We start from the raw sequence: 18734 nt of genomic DNA on the forward strand, positions 1-18734 counted from the left end.
AACTCAAAAAAGTTATAATAAAACAAAGGAAAGCAGGAATTTATGCTGCAACTTACTGCAGTTCAGAAAATATTATCCGATTTAAATGAAACCCAAGGAGAACGAGAAAAACAATACAAATACTTTCATCAACATCCTGAACTGTCAATGAAAGAAGATCATACAGCTCAAACAATTATTGATATTCTTACTAAAGCTGGGATTGAAACAAAGCGAGTTGGAAAAACAGGCGTTGTGGCAGAGATTAAAAACGGCGAAAGTCCTGTTGTTGTTATGAGAGCGGATATCGATGCGCTTCCAATTAAAGAAAATTCAGGAAAAGATTACACTTCAACAGTTAGCACGCAAGACGAAAATGGTAAAATGGTTGGAGTTTCACACGTGTGCGGTCACGATTTTCATATTGCAAGTTTACTTGGAGCTTTACAAGCTTTTAACAATCATAAAGAAGCATGGCACGGAACCTACATTGGCGTTTTTCAGCCTGGAGAAGAAACAGCTCAAGGCGCAAAAGACTTGGTGGAAAATGGCATTACGAGCATGATTGCAAAGCCTGACGTTTACCTTGGTCAGCATGTATTGGGCGCTATTCCTGCAGGAACAGTAGGTATTCGTTCGGGCGCGTTCTTAACTACTGCAGCTTCGATTCGCGTGCACATTTTTGGTAAAGGTTCGCATGGTTCTATGCCTGAGTTGAGCGTTGACCCGGTGGTTGTTGCTTCGTCAATTGTGCTTAAATTGCAGACGATTGTTTCTCGCGAACTTGCAGCTAAAGATTACGCAATTGTTACAGTTGGCGCGCTTAATGCAGGAAGTAAGTCGAATATTATTCCTGATGATGCCGAGCTTTTAATTAACACAAGAACTTATAGCGAAGATACTCAAAAATTTGTGCACAATGCTATTGAACGAATTGTGCGTGGAGAGTGCGAGCTTGCAAGATGTCCTAAAGAACCAGAGTTTACGTATTATGATTGCTATCCGCTTACAAATAATGATCAGAATGCATCTTTGCGCGTGCGTAAAGCTTTTGATGAATACTTTGGAGAAGATTCTGTAGATATTTCGCGCGCTTCTGCTTCGGAAGATTTTTCTATAGTTGCGAACGCTTTTAAAACTCCTTACGCTTACTGGGGCTTAGGTGGTTTTGCTGATATGCAGAATGCTCCTGGAAATCACAATCCGGCATTCGCCCCAGATTTGCAGCCCACTCTTAATCGCGGATTAGAAGCTGCAGTTGTGGCAGCTTGCGCTTGGCTCACTAGCGAAAAGTAACAAATCTTAGTGAGATACTAGGCGTTTTTTACGCCGCCAAAACGTCGGTCGCGATGCGCATAACGGTCAATTGACCTCCACAGCGCTTCGCGGCCGTAATCCGGGAAGAGCTCTGGCACAAAATCAAGCTCCGCATAGGATGCTTGCCAAGGCAAAAAGTTGCTAGTGCGCTGCTCGCCAGAAGTGCGAATAACCAAATCGCAATCTGGAATATCCGGATTATACAAGTGCTCAGCAATCATTTTTTCAGTGACACGATCGCCCTTAATTTTGCCATTTTGAATTTCTTTAGCAATTTGCGCACAAGCATCAGCAATTTCCGCGCGACCACCGTAGTTTAGGCAAAAAACAACGTCAATAGTTTTGTTATTTTTGGTAATTTCCTGCGCTTTTTCCAACTCGTCAATAACAGACTTCCACAATCTAGGGCGCCTTCCTGCCCAACGAACGCGCACTCCCCACTCGTTCATTTGCGCAACTCTGCGGTGAATAATATCCCTAGAAAATCCCATTAGAAAGCGCACTTCTTGCGGCGAGCGCTTCCAATTTTCCGTGGAAAAAGTGTACAAACTTAAATAGCGCACTCCCGCTTCTATAGCTCCGGCAATAGTGTCAAAAACAACAGGCTCTGCAGCTTTGTGGCCTTCTGTGCGAATCATTCCGCGCTCTTTAGCCCAACGACCATTGCCGTCCATAATCACGCCAACATGGCGAGGAACCTTGCCCTTAGGAAAATCTGGTATGCGAGAAGGGTCACTAAAAGGAGCCGCCGGAATATTAAGCGACGTATAATCCACGTTTTCAAAAGCCATACTTACGAATGTAACAACCCCATTGAACGAATAAGACACACATCTAAAACAGCGTATTTATAAAATACGCAATCATCTACATATTCATTTCTTCTCGCTTAGGGTTAAGGAACTTTGCCAAACCAAATGCTCTTAAAATTGCAGCTAAAATAATTGGCAAAATTGAAAGAGTTATAAATGTATACGCAAAGTGTTCAAGATAGAAGTAAGAGATGCTTGAACCACTAATAATATCAAAAATAAGCATAATTATTACATAAGCAAAAGTAGAAATTAATACGCCAAGAATAGACCCGCCTATATTAGAACGTTTGCGAACAACAAACTGTCTTTGGAAAACCTCTAAAAGAATAATAAAAACCAATGTTGCAATCAGGTAAAGAATAAAATGCATTATATCGAAATAATTATGATTCCAAATGTAGTAAATAGTTTGAACAATAAACCAAACAATAGAAGGTATAATAACAAAATTATTTTTACGAGCAACTTGCGCAAAACCCAATACTACCGAAAATGGAATTAAATTATATGCAAAATAAAGCCATGCAGTGCTCAAGGAATAACCATAACCAAAAGTTTGAATTGGATGATCAAGAATAAGATATGCACCAATTGCAACAGCAATAGATAAAATAATTACTAAACCTATTTCTTTTTCGTTCCATTGTGAGCAAAAAGTATTAACAAGCTTTTCGTGCTCATTAAAACGATTATATAAGCTAGATTGAGCGTAACCTCTAGGCGCACCGTATTGCGGCATACCAGGCATACCATACTGCGGACCACCATACTGGTTTCCACCGTACTGGTTTCCACCGTAATGATTTCCACCATACTGAGACTGTGCGTAGCATTGTGGATTTCCATTTTGCATCTGTGCGTAGCCTTGTGGGCTGCCATACTGCGGAGAACCATATTGTGAACCATACTGCGGCTGTGGCTGAGCGTACTGTGGCTGAGCGTACTGCTGCTGGCCATACTGCGGCTGGCCGTATTGAGCTTGAGAATACTGAGGCTGCTGAGCGTAGGTTTGCTGAGACTGAGCATACTGCGGCTGCGTAGGCTGGTACTGATTCTTCTGGTACTGATCCTGCTGATACTGAGATTGTTGATATTGATCCTGCTGGTATTGATCCTGCTGATACTGAGCTTGATCATATTGCGGCTGATTGTACACATCAGATTGCTGATTTACATAAGATTGCGCGCTTTGAGAAGAATTTTCAGCATTATAAGAATTACTATTCTCGCTATTATTCTGATTATTCACAGCGTCAGAATTGTTATTAACGTCCATTTTGACTCTCTAGCTCTCGTAAAACAAACACTTAGCGCTTATTCTACTACACGAATAAAAAGTATTAAAAGACTTAAATCAACAAATCGTCAAAAGCAAAAAGCGCAAAAAATATTGAAAATACTAAAATCTAACGAAAATTACGAGCAAACTAATCAGAAATCAACCCCATTGAACGAATTGGGCGCTCAAGATAATACTCCGCCCAAAGTTTTGCGCAAGAAAGAGTAGAAGAATCGATTGGAACGCCGTCAATAGAAGACCAATCGCCTTGTAAAAGTGCGAATAGTTGAAGACGCGTTTCGTCGGAACAAATAATAGATTCGGGAGTATGATCACCAGCACACATAACGCCACCAACAGATGGAGAAAAGTAGCACAAATTTTCTTCTTTTCCGCAAACAACGCAAGTTTTTAAACGCGGCGACCAACCAGCCAAAGACATTGCGCGCAAAAGGTATGAAATTCCAATAGCATTCGGCGCATGCTTTCTGTTAGATAGCGATGATAAAGCAGCAGTAAGCAGACGATACTGCCCGGAAGTATCTTGATATTCACGCATATACTCATCTGTATATTCGTTGGAAACTAGCGCATCTGCAACTTCCAACATAACGCTTGCATACTCATAGGAAGTATAATCGGCACAAATCGAGCCAGCATAGGCAGATATAGAAACAGCCTGAGATACAACATCCAAAGACTTTCCTTGAGCCAAAAGCACGTCAACGCGCATAAGAGGCTCAAGTCGGCCACCAAAGCGCGACTTAAGACGACGAACTCCTTTTGCAACAGCACGAACTTTTCCATGCTGCTTTGTGAGCAAAACTACAATCCTATCTGCTTCACCCAAAGGAAAAGCACGAAGCACAACGGCTTCATCGCGATACAACGGCATAAATCAAACTGCCAGTCTAAAATTATTGCAAATCTTAGCAAATAAAAGCGGTTACGCTAATCCGTCGCTAGTATCGTCATTAGTATCGTCATTATCTGAATCATTATTAAAAGAAGTTGATTCATCAATATGACCGATTATTGGGAATGAAAGATCCGGAATATCCAAACTCAATGGCTTGCTAGGCTCTAAATGCGTAACTGGGATTTGCATAGAATCAGATTCACGCTTTGCAGGAGCTGCAGGCGGGAAAGATGGTATAGAAGATGCAGGTGCAGCAGGTGCGGCAGGTGCAGATGCATACTCAGCAGCTTCGTGCGTACGATGCGAAACCGGAGGGAAAGCAGGAGGCACGCTCGGAGGCACAGAAGTATTCGCAGAAGGCTTTGCAACTGGCTTCACAGTTGGAGGCAAAGTCGGCGGCACAGTATTAGAAGAAGAATTGTGCATTACTGTGGCACTTTGCAAAAGCTCATCGTTACTATCTTCATCTTCAAGATTTGCAGACTTGCTTTCTGCAGCATGAGCCGTAAATATTGCGCGCTCAGACTGATGTAACGCTTCAAACGAATCACTAGAAGATTGATTATTGTAATCAACCGGAGCAAAAATGCTTTGCTTTTCGTGATCAGGAACATTAGGAACCAATTGAGAGCGAGTAATCTTTGGCAAAACGTTTGAATCTTCGCCCTTTTCTGCAGAAGATGCTACAGAAGAAGCCGCAGAAGCAGCTACAGAAGCTGCGCTAGACACTTTTGCTGCAGGAGCAAAAGATGGAGCTGCAGAAGCAGCAGAAGCGGCAGAAGCAGCCGCAGCGGACGCGCGCTTATCTTCAGCAGCAGACGCAGCAGCAATAGCCTCAACAAGACTATGTCCTGAATAATCAGAATCAACGTACTTGTCTAAACGCTTAAGAGATTCCAAACTACTTAACAAACGCACGCAAGCATTCAAGTAGTAATCAACCTGACGCTCATCATAGCCATGTTTGCCAGTTTTTTGAGTGAAAATAACATTAGAAACATATGTGGAGTTGATGTCATTCAAAGTATTTTCGTCGGTTTCCCACTCAAGCTCATGACCAAGCATAAGCGCAATCTTATCTAAGGCTTGATCAACCATAATATCTACTTGCTTACGAGCATAAGATGGCCTACGAGAAGCGCCGTTATCAAAACGTTCACGATAATCACGCTGAGCATGCTTCAAAAGCTTACGATACAACTCTTCGGCACGAGCTTTCCAAGCTACCCTACCGCACTCGGAAATCTCCTGCTCGGTGCATTTGTCAACAACTGCGCGCTCTAAGCGAGACAGTGCAGCATCAACCTGCCCAATAACATAACCATTGCGCTCTAAATCAAAAGAAACTTCTTGAATGTCTTGCTGAGTAAGTCGAGCCTCATCGCTTTCATACAAAGTGTGCGCACGCTCCAGAAAAGCATCTACCTGTGCGACGTTATATCCTAACTTACGCTTACCCACACGCTCCATTCCTGAAGCATTACGAGCGGTATCAGGTTTATGAGTCATCTACTATCGACCTCCTGAGCACATGTTTCCATTGAGTATACTCTACGCGATTGTTGAGACGCGCGCCACACGTTGCATTCGTACATACCTTCATGTATGTTTTTACTTTGTTGCAAACGGGCGATTAGCTCAGCTGGCTAGAGCGCCACCTTTACACGGTGGATGTCGGGGGTTCGAGTCCCTCATCGCCCACTTTCTATTCGATTTGATTCGTTTATTTAGATTTTCTTATTTAGATTCGCTTATTTGGGTTCGCTTATTTTGCACTTACAGCTTTTGCATTTGCATCTTTTGCACTACAGCTTGTCAATTTATCTGCACCACTGCCAGAACCTATAGATTTCAACGCTTTATAAGCTTCATCAATCGTACTAACTCGAACAACTCGCAAACCTTGTGGAACATGACCAACTACTTCGTCGCAATTATCTTTAGGAGCTAAAAACCAGGTAGCGCCATCTCGTTTAGCTGCAATCATTTTTAGACGAATACCACCAATAGCGCCAATTTTCTTCGATTTTTCAATAGTTCCAGTGCCGGCTATAGTTTTACCGCCAGTTTCACTTTCGGGCGTAAGCTTATCTAAAATTCCAAGCGTATACATCATTCCTGCAGAAGGACCACCAACGTCTTCAATATGCAAACGCAACTTCACGCCTTTAGTATTAATTCCAAGATGCTTAGAAGCGTATTGTAAAGCAACGTTTTGCGCAACATCCTGCGAATTGTCCATTTCGTGTTCGGATTCTTTATCGTAATCATCTGCATTCTGACCAACAGGAACAATTGCTTCGCGAGGAATTATCTCTTTTTGAGGATCCAGCCACGAAATAAGCGCGTAAAATGTTGAAACTTCATACCCTGGAACTCCAGAAGTATTAACAGTGAGCATTAATAATTTTCCGCTATCCTTATGCTTTGCATGCTTTGAAAGTATTTGAATTACAGGAAGCTTTGAATCTCCAGAAACACCAAGAACATCCTGAGTAGGCCCCGGCTCTTCTACAACATACGCACTTGGTAACATCAGAGCAATTAACGCAACTACTACTGCGAAAAATCCCGCAAAATAGCGCAAAGAATGTGAATCAATATACGAAATCAACTGCTTCGCAAATGTTAGCAATCTACCTGATAATGTGCTAAATATGCGCAAACGTTTAGAAAAGCCAAGCATGTTTGTATCATTACACAAGCCCTATATAGATTAATTTAATTTTAGATTTGACTTATAATGCAAATAAAGCAAAATATAATGCAAAATATAATGTATAAAACATGTTTGCTTTAAACCGCAGTAAAAGGATGAACTCATGAACGATGATGCAATTCACCAGTGGCTTATTGAATGCTTTGGGCCAATACAAGGCGAAGAAGCATGGAAACAACTTGAACAACTTCCTTTTGAGCTGCGCGAACAACTCTTAAATCAGAACCCATCTAAGCTTCCTAAACCGGACGAAGTTCGCAGCATGATGCAAGCTTTCAGCGCAGGAGGACTAAATAATCCTAATGAAATGGAAGCAACGCTTGAAGAAGGGCCAATTAACCAAAAACTTGCGCAATCAATTGCATTACAACGTGCAACCGGAGATCAAGGCAATGTAAATGCGGAAGTTGCTGACTCGGCTAGGCGTGCGCTAAGTCAAGCAAATTTGTGGCTTGACATTACGTGCAATTTCAATCCTGCTCCAGGAACACCAGCAGTACTTTCAAGAGCAGATTGGGTTGAAGGAACGCTCGGAGCGTGGGTAAAATTCGCAAATCCTGTAGCAAAATCCGTGAACGAAGCGCTTACTTCTGTTATTGAGGAGCGATTCCGCGATGTGGACGATGCCGAAGTAAAAGGACTTTTTGCTGGCGTTGTGCCAATCCCACTTCCGGAAGGAATGAATAATCCTTCGCAACTAATGAAACTACTCGGAAATACTTCCTTTGCTATGCAATTAGGGCAAGCTGCAGGCGCACTTTCGCACGAAGTACACGGAAGTTTTGATCAAGGACTTGCGTTATTGCAAAATCCTGCTGGCGGCTTAATTCCATACAACTGCATTGAATATGCGAAAGTGTGGGAGTTAGATATTACAGAAGTCATGAATTATTTGGCTTTACGAGAAGCAGCTCACGCAAGATTATTCGCAGCCGTGCCATGGCTTATGCCGCGATTTGAAGCGCTTATTATTAAGTATGCAAACGGAATAAGCATTGATTTAGAGGCGATGGAAGAACAGCTTCGAGATGTGGAAACAATGAATCCGGAAGCAATTTCGGGCGCTGTAAATTTGCAGAATATTGGTAGCAACGATTCCGATGAGCAGCGTCAAGCATTGCACAGTTTGGAAACCCTGCTTGCGCTTGTTGAAGGATGGGTTGATTGCGTTACTTGGCAGGCTGGAATGGCTCATATTGTGCATATTGAACAGTTGCGCGAAATGATGCGTCGCGAGCGCGCTGCAGGAGGTCCGGCAGAAGTTACTTTTGAATCGCTTTTGGGATTGAAACTTAGACCTCGCCGCATGAGAGAAGCCACTAAATTGTGGGAAAAGATTACGCGAGAATGCGGAATTGATAAGCGAGATAGTTTGTGGAGTCACCCGGATTTGCTGCCAACTTTGCCGGAAGCTAACGAAAACGCGAAAGAAGATGGTAGCGAATCTAATCGTGAAAATAGTAGCGAAAGTGCGAGCGCAAATAATAGCGAAACCTTAGATACTAGCTTGGGTACTAGCTTGGGCACTAACAGTAGCGAAAATTGGGATGCTGACTTTAGCAAACTACTTGAGGAAGAAGAGCGCAAAAAGAAGAAAGACGACGAAAACTAATCAGGCGCGAGTAGTTTAGGTCGCGAAATTAAGCCAAGAATCGGCTAGGCGCGCGATTCATCCCCGCACTTCCCTCTTTTCGGCAAGCGTAAGACAGGTGAAGCGTTTTTTCGGCACGAGTCACAGCAACATACATAAGCCTGCGCTCCTCTTCTATATCTTCATCCGTAGAAGCAGAACCGAATGGTATTAAGCCTTCCGAGCAACCAATCACATAAACGTGCGTAAACTCCAAACCCTTGACTGCGTGAATAGTAGAAACTGTAACGGTTGAAATATCAAGCGTTTTAGAAGCATCACTAGCAACTAAAGAAGCTGAGTTTTGCGCATCTTCCAGAACATTTCGCTGCCAGCCAACGTCTTTTCTTACGCGATACGGCATTTTGGCAAATTTTAAAGCTTTGCAAATAACCTGCTGCTGAGCGTTAGTACGCGTTAGTATTGCGCAATCTCCCGGATTAGCAACGCCGCTTTTTACAAGCTTTGCAATTTGATTGACCACGCCCAAAGCTTCATCAACATCAGTAGCAAAAACCTGCTGAGAAACGCGAGTACCGCCTTTAGTAAGAGACTTAACTTTTACGTAGTCACGCTTATACGGCGAAGAAGCAAGCACGCGATTAGCAATACCAACTATGCGCTCTGTGGAACGGTAATCCGTATTCAAACTAATATCGGCGCTTATTGGGGCAAATTCTTGCGGAAAAGCTAACAAATCGTAGCTACTTGCGCCAGCAAACGAGTAGATAGTTTGTGCAGGGTCGCCCACTACGCAAATATCGCGATTCTGCCCCATCCACAATCGCAACAATTCGTGCTGCAAAGGAGACACATCCTGATATTCGTCAACTGTAATCCATCCGATTGATTGCCTAATACGGTTTGCAGCTTCCGGAAAATTTCTCAAAATATGACATGCAAGCAAAAGAATATCGTTAAAATCAATACAATTATGCGAATTTTTTTCGGTTTCGTAAGCTTCGTAAACGTCAACGAATTGCTGCGGCTCTAATCCTGCAGGAGGCAGACGATGAGTTGCAGCACAAGCGCGAATATAATCATCCGGCGCAATAAGCGAAACTTTAGACCAATTGATTTCCGCCAAAATATCTCGAGCTTGCAGCAAAGTTAAGCCATCAAAATCCGGATAACGCTTAAGAGCTGCAGATATTATTTGCTTAGGATCTTCCATAATAGACGGAAAAGGCGCTGAACAAACTTCGCTCCACACGCTACGAATCTGCTGCAATGCGGCCGAGTGAAAAGTTGCAACACAGCCAATATTTTTAACGCCAAGAGCCTCAATTCTAGAACGCATTTCCGCAGCAGCTTTTACCGAAAATGTAACCGCAAGCACACGCTCAGGATCCCACTTACCACTAGCGCAAGCATACGCAATTCGACGCGTAATAGTGCGCGTCTTACCTGCTCCAGCGCAAGCAATAATGCGCACCGGGCCTTCTACTGCTGTGGCAGCTGCACGTTGCGAATCATCCAAACCATCTAAAAGCGCTTCTGGAGAAGTTACTTGCGAAGAATTCATACCTACTATTGTGGCAGCAATAACGACGCTTGTGCAAGCTGAATAAAAACATGTGTATAACTTACGAAAAATTGGTAAAATCTCGGTGCTTTGTATTACTGTGGGAGTGTGACACAACTCAGTAGATTCAAGTTGGCAGCACTGGCATCTGCAGCCATGCCCGAAGTACAGTTTGCAGGAACGCGCCAAAGTGAGCAAGTTAATGCCACTGATACCGCGGCTGGAATTTCTCACGCCGTTGTGCAAGATATTTCAGGTAAGCTTTATGACGTTTTTATTAGCGCAGACAACAAGGGTCGCAAGCGTTTGCGCGACCGAGCTCGTGCAGCATGGACGCTTGAGCACAGCAAAGATTTAGCAGCTTTGGGATTTGCGTACGACACTATGCTTACGTTTATTCCAGGAAAACGCGAAGGCGAAGAAAACAATACTGCAGCCGCGAATGCTGAAAATGCTGCGAATAGCGCGAATCTTAAGCAGACTATGCGAAACATGTCTAGCATTATTTCAGACGAAAATGACGATGACACTGTGCTTATTTGCGAGCATCTTGAAGGAAGTGCGCGCGACTTGCGTCTTCTTACAACGGATGATTGCGCAAATGTTGGAACTGCAATCGGAGCAATACACCGACTTCGCCCTAGCTTCGTAACTCGCGGAAAATATCCTGCTTTTACTACTGGCCAAATTCGTGCGCAATTAACAGGCTGGATTAAAAGGCTTCGTCAAGCAGGTCACATTCCAACAGAAATTACGGACAGCTGGTCCAGAGTGTTGGAAACTGAAGGATTGTGGTCTTTTGAAACATGCCCAGTACACGGCGGTTTTGTTGACGGAGATATTCTGTTTTCAGGATCTACTATTACTGCTGTAACGAATTGGCAGGGCATGCAAATTAACGATCCTGCTCGCGACTTGTCTTGGATTTTTGCAAAACTCAACGAACAGCGTCGAAACGCAGTGCTTTCTGCATACGGCAGAATGATGGGTTCTAGGCTTGACAGTTTGATTATGCTTCGCGCAAACTTGTGGCTGCAAATGGAGCAAGTTGGAGATTTTATTCAGGCTTTGCAGCGTGCAGACACCACAAGTATTATGCGTTTTAAGGCGCAGGTTGAACGTTTAGCGCACGAGCTTAGCCGTATTAGCAACGCTCAAGCCGCTAAAACTCACTCTGCTGGAAGCCCGGCTTCTACTATTACAGTTGGCACGCTTCTTGAAAACGACAACACAAAAAGTCGCCAAATTTTGCAAAATAATTCTTCTGCAAATGCTTCAAATGCTGATTCCGCAAATTCCGCAAATGGAGACGAAACCAACGAGCGCGATATTACGGTTGAAGGAAACGTTTCTAAAGATAGCGATCAGAACACAAAAGTCGCGCGCGAAACTGCAGAAAACGACGATACTCACGAGCGCACAGTTCAGTACGCTGTAACTAATTCTTCTAGCAACGAGGAAGCTGAAAAGGCTGCGTATATTGCAGACGATACGGCAACTCAAGTAATTACGCATGTTGAAGCTAAGTCTTCAAATCAGAATGGTGAAGTTGCAAATGATGACGTTGCGGAAGCTGAAGTTGCGGAAGCCGAGCCAGAAGCTGAAGCTGAAGTAGCAGACGTTAAATCAGCAGAAACTGAGCCAGAGGAAGTTGCTGAGCCAGATGCTAACACTGAAGCAAAGGCAGACGCTGAAGAAGTGGCAAACGCTGAAGAAACTTCCGCTAAGGAAGAAGATGATAAGCCGGAAACGGTTATTATTCCTCTTCACGAGCGCGAAGAGCGAGCAAAGCGCGACGCTGAAGAAGACATTAATTTATAGTACTTATAGGAGGACAGCATGCGAGTAGTGCTGGGAGTAAAGAACGTTTCCGATTCAATCGATTTTGAAACAAACCAGAGCGCAGATGAAGTGCGCGCAATTATTAGCGACTCAAAAGATATGCTTGAGTTTACGGACGTAAACGGTCGCACGATTATGGTGTCTGCGTCGTCGTTGTCTTACGCGCTAATTGGCGACACTCCAAAGCATTCAGTAGGCTTCGGCGCCCTCAATTAATATAACAAAACTCTAGCCAAACCTTATGAAGCTTTGCAGTATTGCTCTGCAGAAGCTAATTACTTATTGCTTAGCGAACACTAGCATCCGTGCTACCGCGTATGCTACTCCGGATGTATCTATAACGCACATAACACAGCATTTTGAGCGGCTTTAGTTGCACTTAGCAAACCACGCACTTTGCGTAACTTTCTGCACGAGTCTATGAGTTTTGTGTTGTTGATTAGTGTGTTGAGAGGCTGGAAAAATTGTGTTCAGTGCTAAAAGAGGACTGAGAAGCTACATTCTTTAAATATAGGCGAACACACTAAACTCTTTTAGCAGCCAGAGCGCCCGAAGGACGGGACGCACGCAAACACAAATTTTCTAGCCTCGTCAAAATCAAAGAACAAAATCAGTTACAAAACTCATAGACGAAAGCCAAGAATAACGAAAATAAATAGTTTTAAAGTGTATAGCCGCGAGAAAATATTTCGGACACTACTTCGCGGCTTGTTGTTTCTTCGCCCAAACGGTTTGGCTTGCCGGAACCATGCCAATCCGACCCGCCTGTTACAAGCAAATCGCACTTTTGCGCCAAATCAAGCAAACGCTGGCGCTGATTTTTAGAATTTCCGCGATGATACACTTCTAAACCGTCAAGACCAGAAGCAGCAAACGATGTAATCTGATCGTCTGAAAGAAGCACACGATTACGCGCAGGATCAGCAGGATGCGCAATCACAACAACTCCCCCAGCATCTTTAACAGCCTCAATAACCTCACGAACATTCGGCGAAGGCGTTGGAATATAGTATTTGCTTTGCGGAGAAACGGGGCCTGAAAAAGCCTCGGAGCGCGTTCGAAAAACGCCGGCTTTAACTAAAGCATCCGCAATATGCGGTCTGCCGATTGTTGTTAAATCACCAAGCTTAGCTTGAGCTAAAACATCATCCCAAGTAATCGGAAAATCGTTAGAAATTTGCTCAACCATGTGCTTTGTGCGCTCGAAACGATACTTACGAGTACGCTCAAACATGCTTACAATCTGCTCGTTTTTAGGATTGTACTGGTATGCGAGCATGTGCACATAAACTCCAGCATCTTGAGCAGTAATTTCCGAACCAAACAGCACGGGCATATTTGAAACCTTAGCAGCAGCGCGAAAATCATCCCATCCTGCAGTAGTGTCATGATCGGTAATAGCAACTCCATACAAACCAGCGAGCTTAGCTTGCATAATCAAATCTTCTGGAATGGCAGTGCCGTCAGAATAAACGGTGTGACAGTGCAAATCCCAGCGTTCGCTCGCAAGACGCGTAAGATGCGTGCTACTAGCATTCGCATAATCAAATGCGTCGCGTTTTTCGTTGCTATTTTCGGTCATATAATCATCGTAAACTGTGCTATGTAAAGAGAAATAAATACGCACTCATAATCATTCGCTATTATTTGATATTATTCCCATTGTTAATAGTTTGTTATCGGTAAATTTTAGGAGCGGAAATGGAGCAGACCAGCAAAGCGCAAGAAGAATACGAAACAACACTGCGCGGATGGAGACACTCCTCTTTGTGGACTTACGGCGTAATGCTGTTCTTCTCTGCAGTGGCGCTTATAACATCGCTTATTCTTTCCGCAGAAACGCTTGCTTTGGCGCGCGCACCTAAAAAACTGCTCAGCTGCGATTTTAACAGCGTTGTGTCCTGCTCTAGAGTTGCACAAACTTGGCAGGCAGAAATGGTGAAATTTGGCGAATTAAGCTTCCCAAACGCATTCTTTGGAATTGCTGCAGAAAGCGTGTTCGTAACACTTGCTGTTATTGGTATGATTCGCGTTTGCGTGCCACGCTGGTTCGCAATCTGCACTTGGATTGGCGGATTATGCGCGCTCGCCTACGCTTACTGGCTGTTTTCGCAATCAATGTTTGTGATTCACGCTCTATGCCCGTGGTGCATTGTTCTTATGCTTTCCACAACCTTGCAATTTATGTCGTTGACGCACGCAAGCGTAAGCTCGCAAAAGCTACTTGTTAAGCGTTTTACGTGGGTTGAAAGCTATTATCGTTTAAGATACGACCTACTTGTTGACGTTCTGTGGATTGCGGCGTTAGTTACGCTGATTTTAAGCCAGTATGCGAAAGTAATTTTTAGCTAAGTTTAAAGTAAAAAGCTACGATTGAATATAAGACTACTTACACAAGCTTTTTGCAAGTTGCTGCATGCGCTCGCTTGTGTTGGAATTAGTGAGCGTAATTGAGCCTTCTTGAGAATTATCCGCAAGCTGGCTGCGTTCTTCCAATATTTTGCGAAGATGGTTAATCGTGCCTTCGTTGCCGTCAACAATATTCGTGCGCGCAGGCAAAAACTCGCGGAAATAATCGCGATAAAACACAAAATGCGTACAGCCAAGCACAACCGAATCAATACTGTCTAAATCATACTCGTCAAAATACTTATGAAGAGCTGCAAAAACTATATTGCAATCATTAAGATTACCCTCTTCAACAATGCGCACTAAATCGGGGCAAGCTCGAGAAAAAATCGTATGATTTTTAGAAAAACGCTGCAATAAATCCGCAAACTTGTGCTCGCGCAAAGTAAGCTCAGTTGCGGCCACAATTACGCGCTGAGACTTGCCTTTGCCTAAATCGCAAGCTAATTTAAGCGCCGGCTCCATACCTACGATAGGTATGCTGTAGTTCGCGCGCAAATCATTCACAGCTGCGGAAGTGGCGGTATTGCAGGCAATTACGATGGCTTTTACATTTAGACTAACGAATCGCTCAACAATTGCGAAACTTAGCTTTTTAACTTCCTCAGGCGTTTTAATACCGTATGGAGCGTTAGCAGAGTCGCCAAAATAAATGATTCGCTCGTGCGGAAGAGCAGCATGCAACTGACGAGCTACGGAAATTCCCCCAAGCCCCGAATCAAAAACGCCAATTGCTGCCGACGATGCCATAAACTACCTCCTAAAAACGCTTACTATGGTAATGGCGAGCCTCAACATACTACTCGACATACCGCACGCTGCCATCACGAATTAGCGCAACTTCGTCAGCAATCTCCTGCACAACTCCCAAATCGTGCGTAATAAACAAGCACGCGTAATTGTACTTTTGTTGCAAATCGCGCAACAAATTCAACACACGCCTCTGCACTGTAACGTCCAACGCAGAAGTCGGCTCATCTGCAATAAGCAAAGATGGTTGCAAAATAAGCGCGCGAGCAATACCGACGCGCTGCCTCTGCCCGCCCGAAAGCTCGTGCGGAAAACGCTTTGCAAGATCGGTCGGCACCTGCACTTGTTCCAGCATCTTCTTCACGCGCTCCTCACGCTCACTAGCATCAAGTTGCGTGTGCAAAAGCAGCGGTTCAGCAATACTCCAGCCAACGGTTTTACGCGGATTAAGCGCAGATCCGGAATCCTGAAAAACGTAGCCAATGCTTCGCATTGTACTTCGACGACTTTTTCCGTGAAGTCTGTTAATATCCACGCCATTTAGCAAAACTGCGCCAGAGTTTGGCTTTATTTGGCCAGAAATCACTTTCGCAATTGTGGTTTTTCCAGCTCCGGACTCGCCTACTAAAGCGAGCGTCGAACCGGCGCTAATGCGCAGGTTCGCGTTGTTTAATGCGAATTTATTAGCTGATTTGCTAAAACGAGCATGAGAATACTTCACACTTACGCCTTGAACTTCAACTACTGTAGATTCAGATCCTGGATATTCAGAAATATTTTTAGCAATATTCTTAGCAATATTCTTAGCAATTGCTTTTGCTGCTTCTTCCATACTCTCGTAAGCATCGCCGTTTTGCGCATATTGCATATCAAATTTTGGAACCGATTCCAGCAAAGTGCGCGTATATTCATGCTGAGGATTTGCAAAAATATGTTGAACCTTACCAGATTCCACAATATTTCCACCTTGCATTACGTACACGTCACTAGCCAGCGCACGAACAACGCTCATATCGTGCGTAATAATCAGCACAGCAAGCTGTAATTTTTCCGACAATTCGCGAATAAGCCGTAAAATATCTCGCTGCGTAGTGATATCTAGCGCAGTAGTAGGCTCGTCCGCAATCAAAACTTGCGGACGATTTATTAACGCCATCGCAATCATCGCACGCTGAAGTTGACCTCCAGAAAGCTCATGCGCGTACGAACGATACACGCGCTCAGCATCACTCAACTCAACCTCGAGAAGCTGCGAAATCACACGCTTCTTACGCTCTCTTTGGCTAAGCTTTCCTGCTTTTTCAGGATGATATATTAGCGCTTCTTCTATTTGCTTGCCAATTGTTTTCACAGGATTAAATGCACTGGACGGCTCCTGAAAAATCATGCCAATCATTCCACCGCGAATCCGCTCGTAAGGCGCATTTTCGCTTAGTAAATCTATGGCAGATTCGTTGGCATAAGTAGCGTTAAGAAGCGCTCTTCCTTCAACTTTGGCAGAATCTGAAAGCAAACCCATAAGAGCCAGAGCAGTAAGCGACTTTCCGGAGCCGGACTCACCCACTAAAGCCGAAACTTCGCCCGCACTCATGCGCAACGATATATCTCGCGTAATTTGACGACCGCCAATCGAAATCGACATGCCATCGACACTTATAACAACTTTTTCTTTCAGATCAGTCACAACCAATCACCTCTTCAAAGATACAGCGGCGTAATTCGGGTACGCAGGGAAACTGCCGATGTAGAAATTCTCCACGCCACTTCCGTGAATAAACGTATTATGCGAGTAAATAAGCGGCACAACCGGCGAATCAGCCATAATAGTGCGGTCTGCTTGCTGCCACAATTTTTCCGCTTCGTGCGAATCGACAGTTTGTATTGCTTTTCGAAGCAGGGCATCTACTTTAGGATTTTCGTAGCGAGAAATATTCCAGTTTCCGCCGCCAATTTGCGAAGAATCAAAAAGTGGGCCCAAATTCGCAAAAGCAGAAGGAAAATCAGGTTGCCAAGAAGCCAAAGCCAAATCGTAGTCGCCTGAATTTGATGTGATTGCGTCCGTAAAGTTTACTGCGTCAACGGTTTTAATAGTTACTTTTATGCCGACGCGCTGCAAGCTGGATTGCACAGAAGAAGCTACTTGCGTTTGATCCGGACGCGCAATAAGGCTCAACTTAATACCAGTTTGACCCGATTTTTTCAACAGTTGTTTAGCTTTCGCAACGTCTCCGCGTGGATCTGTAGCATACAAATTAAACTGCTTCCTGCCAGAAATACCAGGCGTAATAAGCGTTGTTGCAAAACCGCCGGCAATTGAGCCGCCCTTCGCCGTGCGGTACGACTGCTTATCAACCGCATACTGAACTGCCTTGCGAACATTGACGTCCGTCATTCTGCGCGTATTCATAGCCAAATATTCAAGAGCACCGTCACTACTTGTAGTGAGCAAGCTTCGTGACTTAGGGTTTGCCTGAGCCTGCGCAAGCTGAGCAGGCGGCACAAAATCAGCCAAAAATGCGGATTTTGTATCCGAATTTCCTTGAATCATCGACTGAGCCGCAACAGTAGCATCCGAACCAAGCTTCCAAACAATCTCATTAGGACCAGCTGTGCGAATACTGTCAAGCTTTGAATCCCAATACTTATTACGCTGCATAACAACTTTTTTGCCGACTTCGTTTTGCACAATTCGGTATGGTCCGGAAGCTTTAGGATGCTTTGAATACGTTTGCGCGTCGCCAGAATTCGCTGGAACTGGCACAAATGCTGCCAAAGACGCAACCCAAGGCCAATCTGCAAACGGAGCTTTTAAGTGGAAAATAATAGTTTGATCGTCTGGAGTTTCAATGGAATCAAGCGACTTTCCACTAAAAGGACCGTCATAATTTTCTCCACCAACAAGAAGAGTCTTATGGTAGCTAAAACCGCCGCTTAAAGAATCAGCAAACGAGCGCTCAATGCCGAATTTGATATCGCGCGAAGTAATCTCACTTCCATCTTCGTACTTGACACCCTTCTTAAGCGTGTACTTCCAAGTTTTGCCACCGTCGCTTGTGGTGCCGGTATCCGTTGCTAAATCTGGAACAACGCTCGTTTCGTTGCCTGAATTTGGACTTACTTTCCAAGTTGTAAGCGCGCGGAATATGAAATTATTTGATGTAATCGGCAAACCTTGACTACGAGCTGGATCGAAATTCATATTGGTATTCGACGTAAATACCGTAAGACTGCCACCTTTTTGCGGATTGGAATTTAGCGCGGAAGCGTTAGTAACGCTGGATTTTGTAGAGCTGGCACTTCCGCAAGCAGAAAGTGAAAGTAACGAAAGTAGCGAAATCGGAAGCAACGAAAAAGCTGCAAGTGACGCAACAAACTTCTTCGAAATTGCAGTTACGCCTGAAGTTACGTCTGCAGTTACACCTGAATCTTTGTTTGTACTTGCATTTTTACTTTTATTTATATTTTTATTTTTAAAAGTGAACATAATAATCCCCTTATATTTATTAGTATTTTTTTAAATTTGTAATTTGACTCTTCAAAATGTGGACTA

15 protein-coding genes and 1 tRNA gene are annotated in these 18734 nt (G+C 43.9%); 6 read left to right on the forward strand and 10 right to left on the reverse strand.

Features of this window, described 5'->3' with window-relative positions; all coding sequences use genetic code 11:
• Positions 1 to 42 precede the first annotated feature (42 nt).
• Entirely contained in the window at positions 43 to 1275 is a 1233-nt protein-coding gene (locus ACLD6A_RS03775; RefSeq protein WP_410313640.1) for a M20 family metallopeptidase, read from the forward strand.
• A 17-nt stretch (positions 1276 to 1292) separates the two neighbouring features.
• Here the strand turns inward: ACLD6A_RS03775 and ACLD6A_RS03780 are convergent, their stop codons facing one another.
• The 4 genes from ACLD6A_RS03780 to ACLD6A_RS03795 all read right to left on the reverse strand — a co-directional run bounded on the left by ACLD6A_RS03780 (position 1293) and on the right by ACLD6A_RS03795 (position 5818).
• The gene (locus ACLD6A_RS03780) at positions 1293 to 2087 is read right to left on the reverse strand and encodes an isoprenyl transferase (RefSeq protein WP_019260826.1); all 795 of its coding nucleotides are present in this window, start codon (positions 2085 to 2087) and stop codon (positions 1293 to 1295) included.
• 76 nt (positions 2088 to 2163) lie between these two features.
• Positions 2164 to 3387 carry a proline-rich domain-containing protein gene (locus ACLD6A_RS03785; RefSeq protein WP_410313641.1) on the reverse strand — a complete coding sequence of 408 codons (1224 nt, stop codon included), beginning with the start codon at positions 3385 to 3387 and terminating at the stop codon, positions 2164 to 2166.
• Between the two features lie 151 nt (positions 3388 to 3538).
• Positions 3539 to 4285 (reverse strand): DNA repair protein RecO, encoded by a 747-nt coding sequence (gene recO, locus ACLD6A_RS03790; protein ID WP_410313642.1) that lies wholly within the window; start codon positions 4283 to 4285, stop codon positions 3539 to 3541.
• Between the two features lie 51 nt (positions 4286 to 4336).
• Complete coding sequence (locus ACLD6A_RS03795; protein WP_410313643.1) at positions 4337 to 5818, reverse strand: DivIVA domain-containing protein; 1482 nt, start codon at positions 5816 to 5818, stop codon at positions 4337 to 4339.
• 118 nt (positions 5819 to 5936) lie between these two features.
• On the opposite strand from ACLD6A_RS03795, the gene ACLD6A_RS03800 reads away from it, so the two are divergent.
• Positions 5937 to 6010, forward strand: a tRNA-Val gene (locus ACLD6A_RS03800).
• Between the two features lie 64 nt (positions 6011 to 6074).
• Here the strand turns inward: ACLD6A_RS03800 and ACLD6A_RS03805 are convergent.
• Positions 6075 to 6995: a PDZ domain-containing protein gene (locus tag ACLD6A_RS03805; RefSeq protein ID WP_410313644.1), complete on the reverse strand. Its 921-nt coding sequence runs from the start codon at positions 6993 to 6995 to the stop codon at positions 6075 to 6077.
• A 136-nt stretch (positions 6996 to 7131) separates the two neighbouring features.
• On the opposite strand from ACLD6A_RS03805, the gene ACLD6A_RS03810 reads away from it, so the two are divergent.
• Positions 7132 to 8640 carry a zinc-dependent metalloprotease gene (locus ACLD6A_RS03810; RefSeq protein ID WP_410313645.1) on the forward strand — a complete coding sequence of 503 codons (1509 nt, stop codon included), beginning with the start codon at positions 7132 to 7134 and terminating at the stop codon, positions 8638 to 8640.
• A gap of 28 nt (positions 8641 to 8668) precedes the next feature.
• On the opposite strand, the gene ACLD6A_RS03815 is transcribed toward ACLD6A_RS03810, so the two are convergent.
• The gene (locus ACLD6A_RS03815) at positions 8669 to 10183 is read right to left on the reverse strand and encodes an ATP-dependent helicase (RefSeq protein ID WP_410313646.1); all 1515 of its coding nucleotides are present in this window, start codon (positions 10181 to 10183) and stop codon (positions 8669 to 8671) included.
• A 156-nt stretch (positions 10184 to 10339) separates the two neighbouring features.
• Between ACLD6A_RS03815 and ACLD6A_RS03820 the strand changes: the two genes are divergently transcribed.
• Positions 10340 to 12004, forward strand: coding sequence for a phosphotransferase (locus tag ACLD6A_RS03820; protein ID WP_410313791.1), 1665 nt, complete (start codon positions 10340 to 10342; stop codon positions 12002 to 12004).
• Between the two features lie 18 nt (positions 12005 to 12022).
• Positions 12023 to 12241: a DUF3107 domain-containing protein gene (locus ACLD6A_RS03825; protein WP_410313647.1), complete on the forward strand. Its 219-nt coding sequence runs from the start codon at positions 12023 to 12025 to the stop codon at positions 12239 to 12241.
• 445 nt (positions 12242 to 12686) lie between these two features.
• Here the strand turns inward: ACLD6A_RS03825 and ACLD6A_RS03830 are convergent, their stop codons facing one another.
• Positions 12687 to 13607, reverse strand: coding sequence for a PHP domain-containing protein (locus tag ACLD6A_RS03830; RefSeq protein WP_410313648.1), 921 nt, complete (start codon positions 13605 to 13607; stop codon positions 12687 to 12689).
• 119 nt (positions 13608 to 13726) lie between these two features.
• Between ACLD6A_RS03830 and ACLD6A_RS03835 the strand changes: the two genes are divergently transcribed.
• Entirely contained in the window at positions 13727 to 14377 is a 651-nt protein-coding gene (locus ACLD6A_RS03835) for a vitamin K epoxide reductase family protein (RefSeq protein ID WP_019260817.1), read from the forward strand.
• Positions 14378 to 14410: 33 nt separating this feature from the next.
• On the opposite strand, the gene murI is transcribed toward ACLD6A_RS03835, so the two are convergent.
• Genes murI through ACLD6A_RS03850 form a run of 3 tightly spaced genes read right to left on the reverse strand, consistent with a single transcriptional unit; the run spans position 14411 to position 18668 of the window.
• A complete protein-coding gene (gene murI / locus ACLD6A_RS03840) occupies positions 14411 to 15184 on the reverse strand; it encodes a glutamate racemase (protein ID WP_410313649.1) in 774 nt (257 codons plus the stop codon).
• A 49-nt stretch (positions 15185 to 15233) separates the two neighbouring features.
• Positions 15234 to 16868 (reverse strand): nickel ABC transporter ATP-binding protein NikE, encoded by a 1635-nt coding sequence (gene nikE / locus ACLD6A_RS03845; RefSeq protein ID WP_410313650.1) that lies wholly within the window; start codon positions 16866 to 16868, stop codon positions 15234 to 15236.
• Positions 16869 to 16874: 6 nt separating this feature from the next.
• Entirely contained in the window at positions 16875 to 18668 is a 1794-nt protein-coding gene (locus tag ACLD6A_RS03850) for an ABC transporter substrate-binding protein (RefSeq protein ID WP_410313651.1), read from the reverse strand.
• Positions 18669 to 18734: the final 66 nt, after the last annotated feature.

It is taken from the genome of Gardnerella sp. Marseille-Q9691 (genome assembly GCF_046507715.1).
Taxonomy (GTDB): Bacteria; Actinomycetota; Actinomycetes; order Actinomycetales; family Bifidobacteriaceae; genus Bifidobacterium; species Bifidobacterium greenwoodii.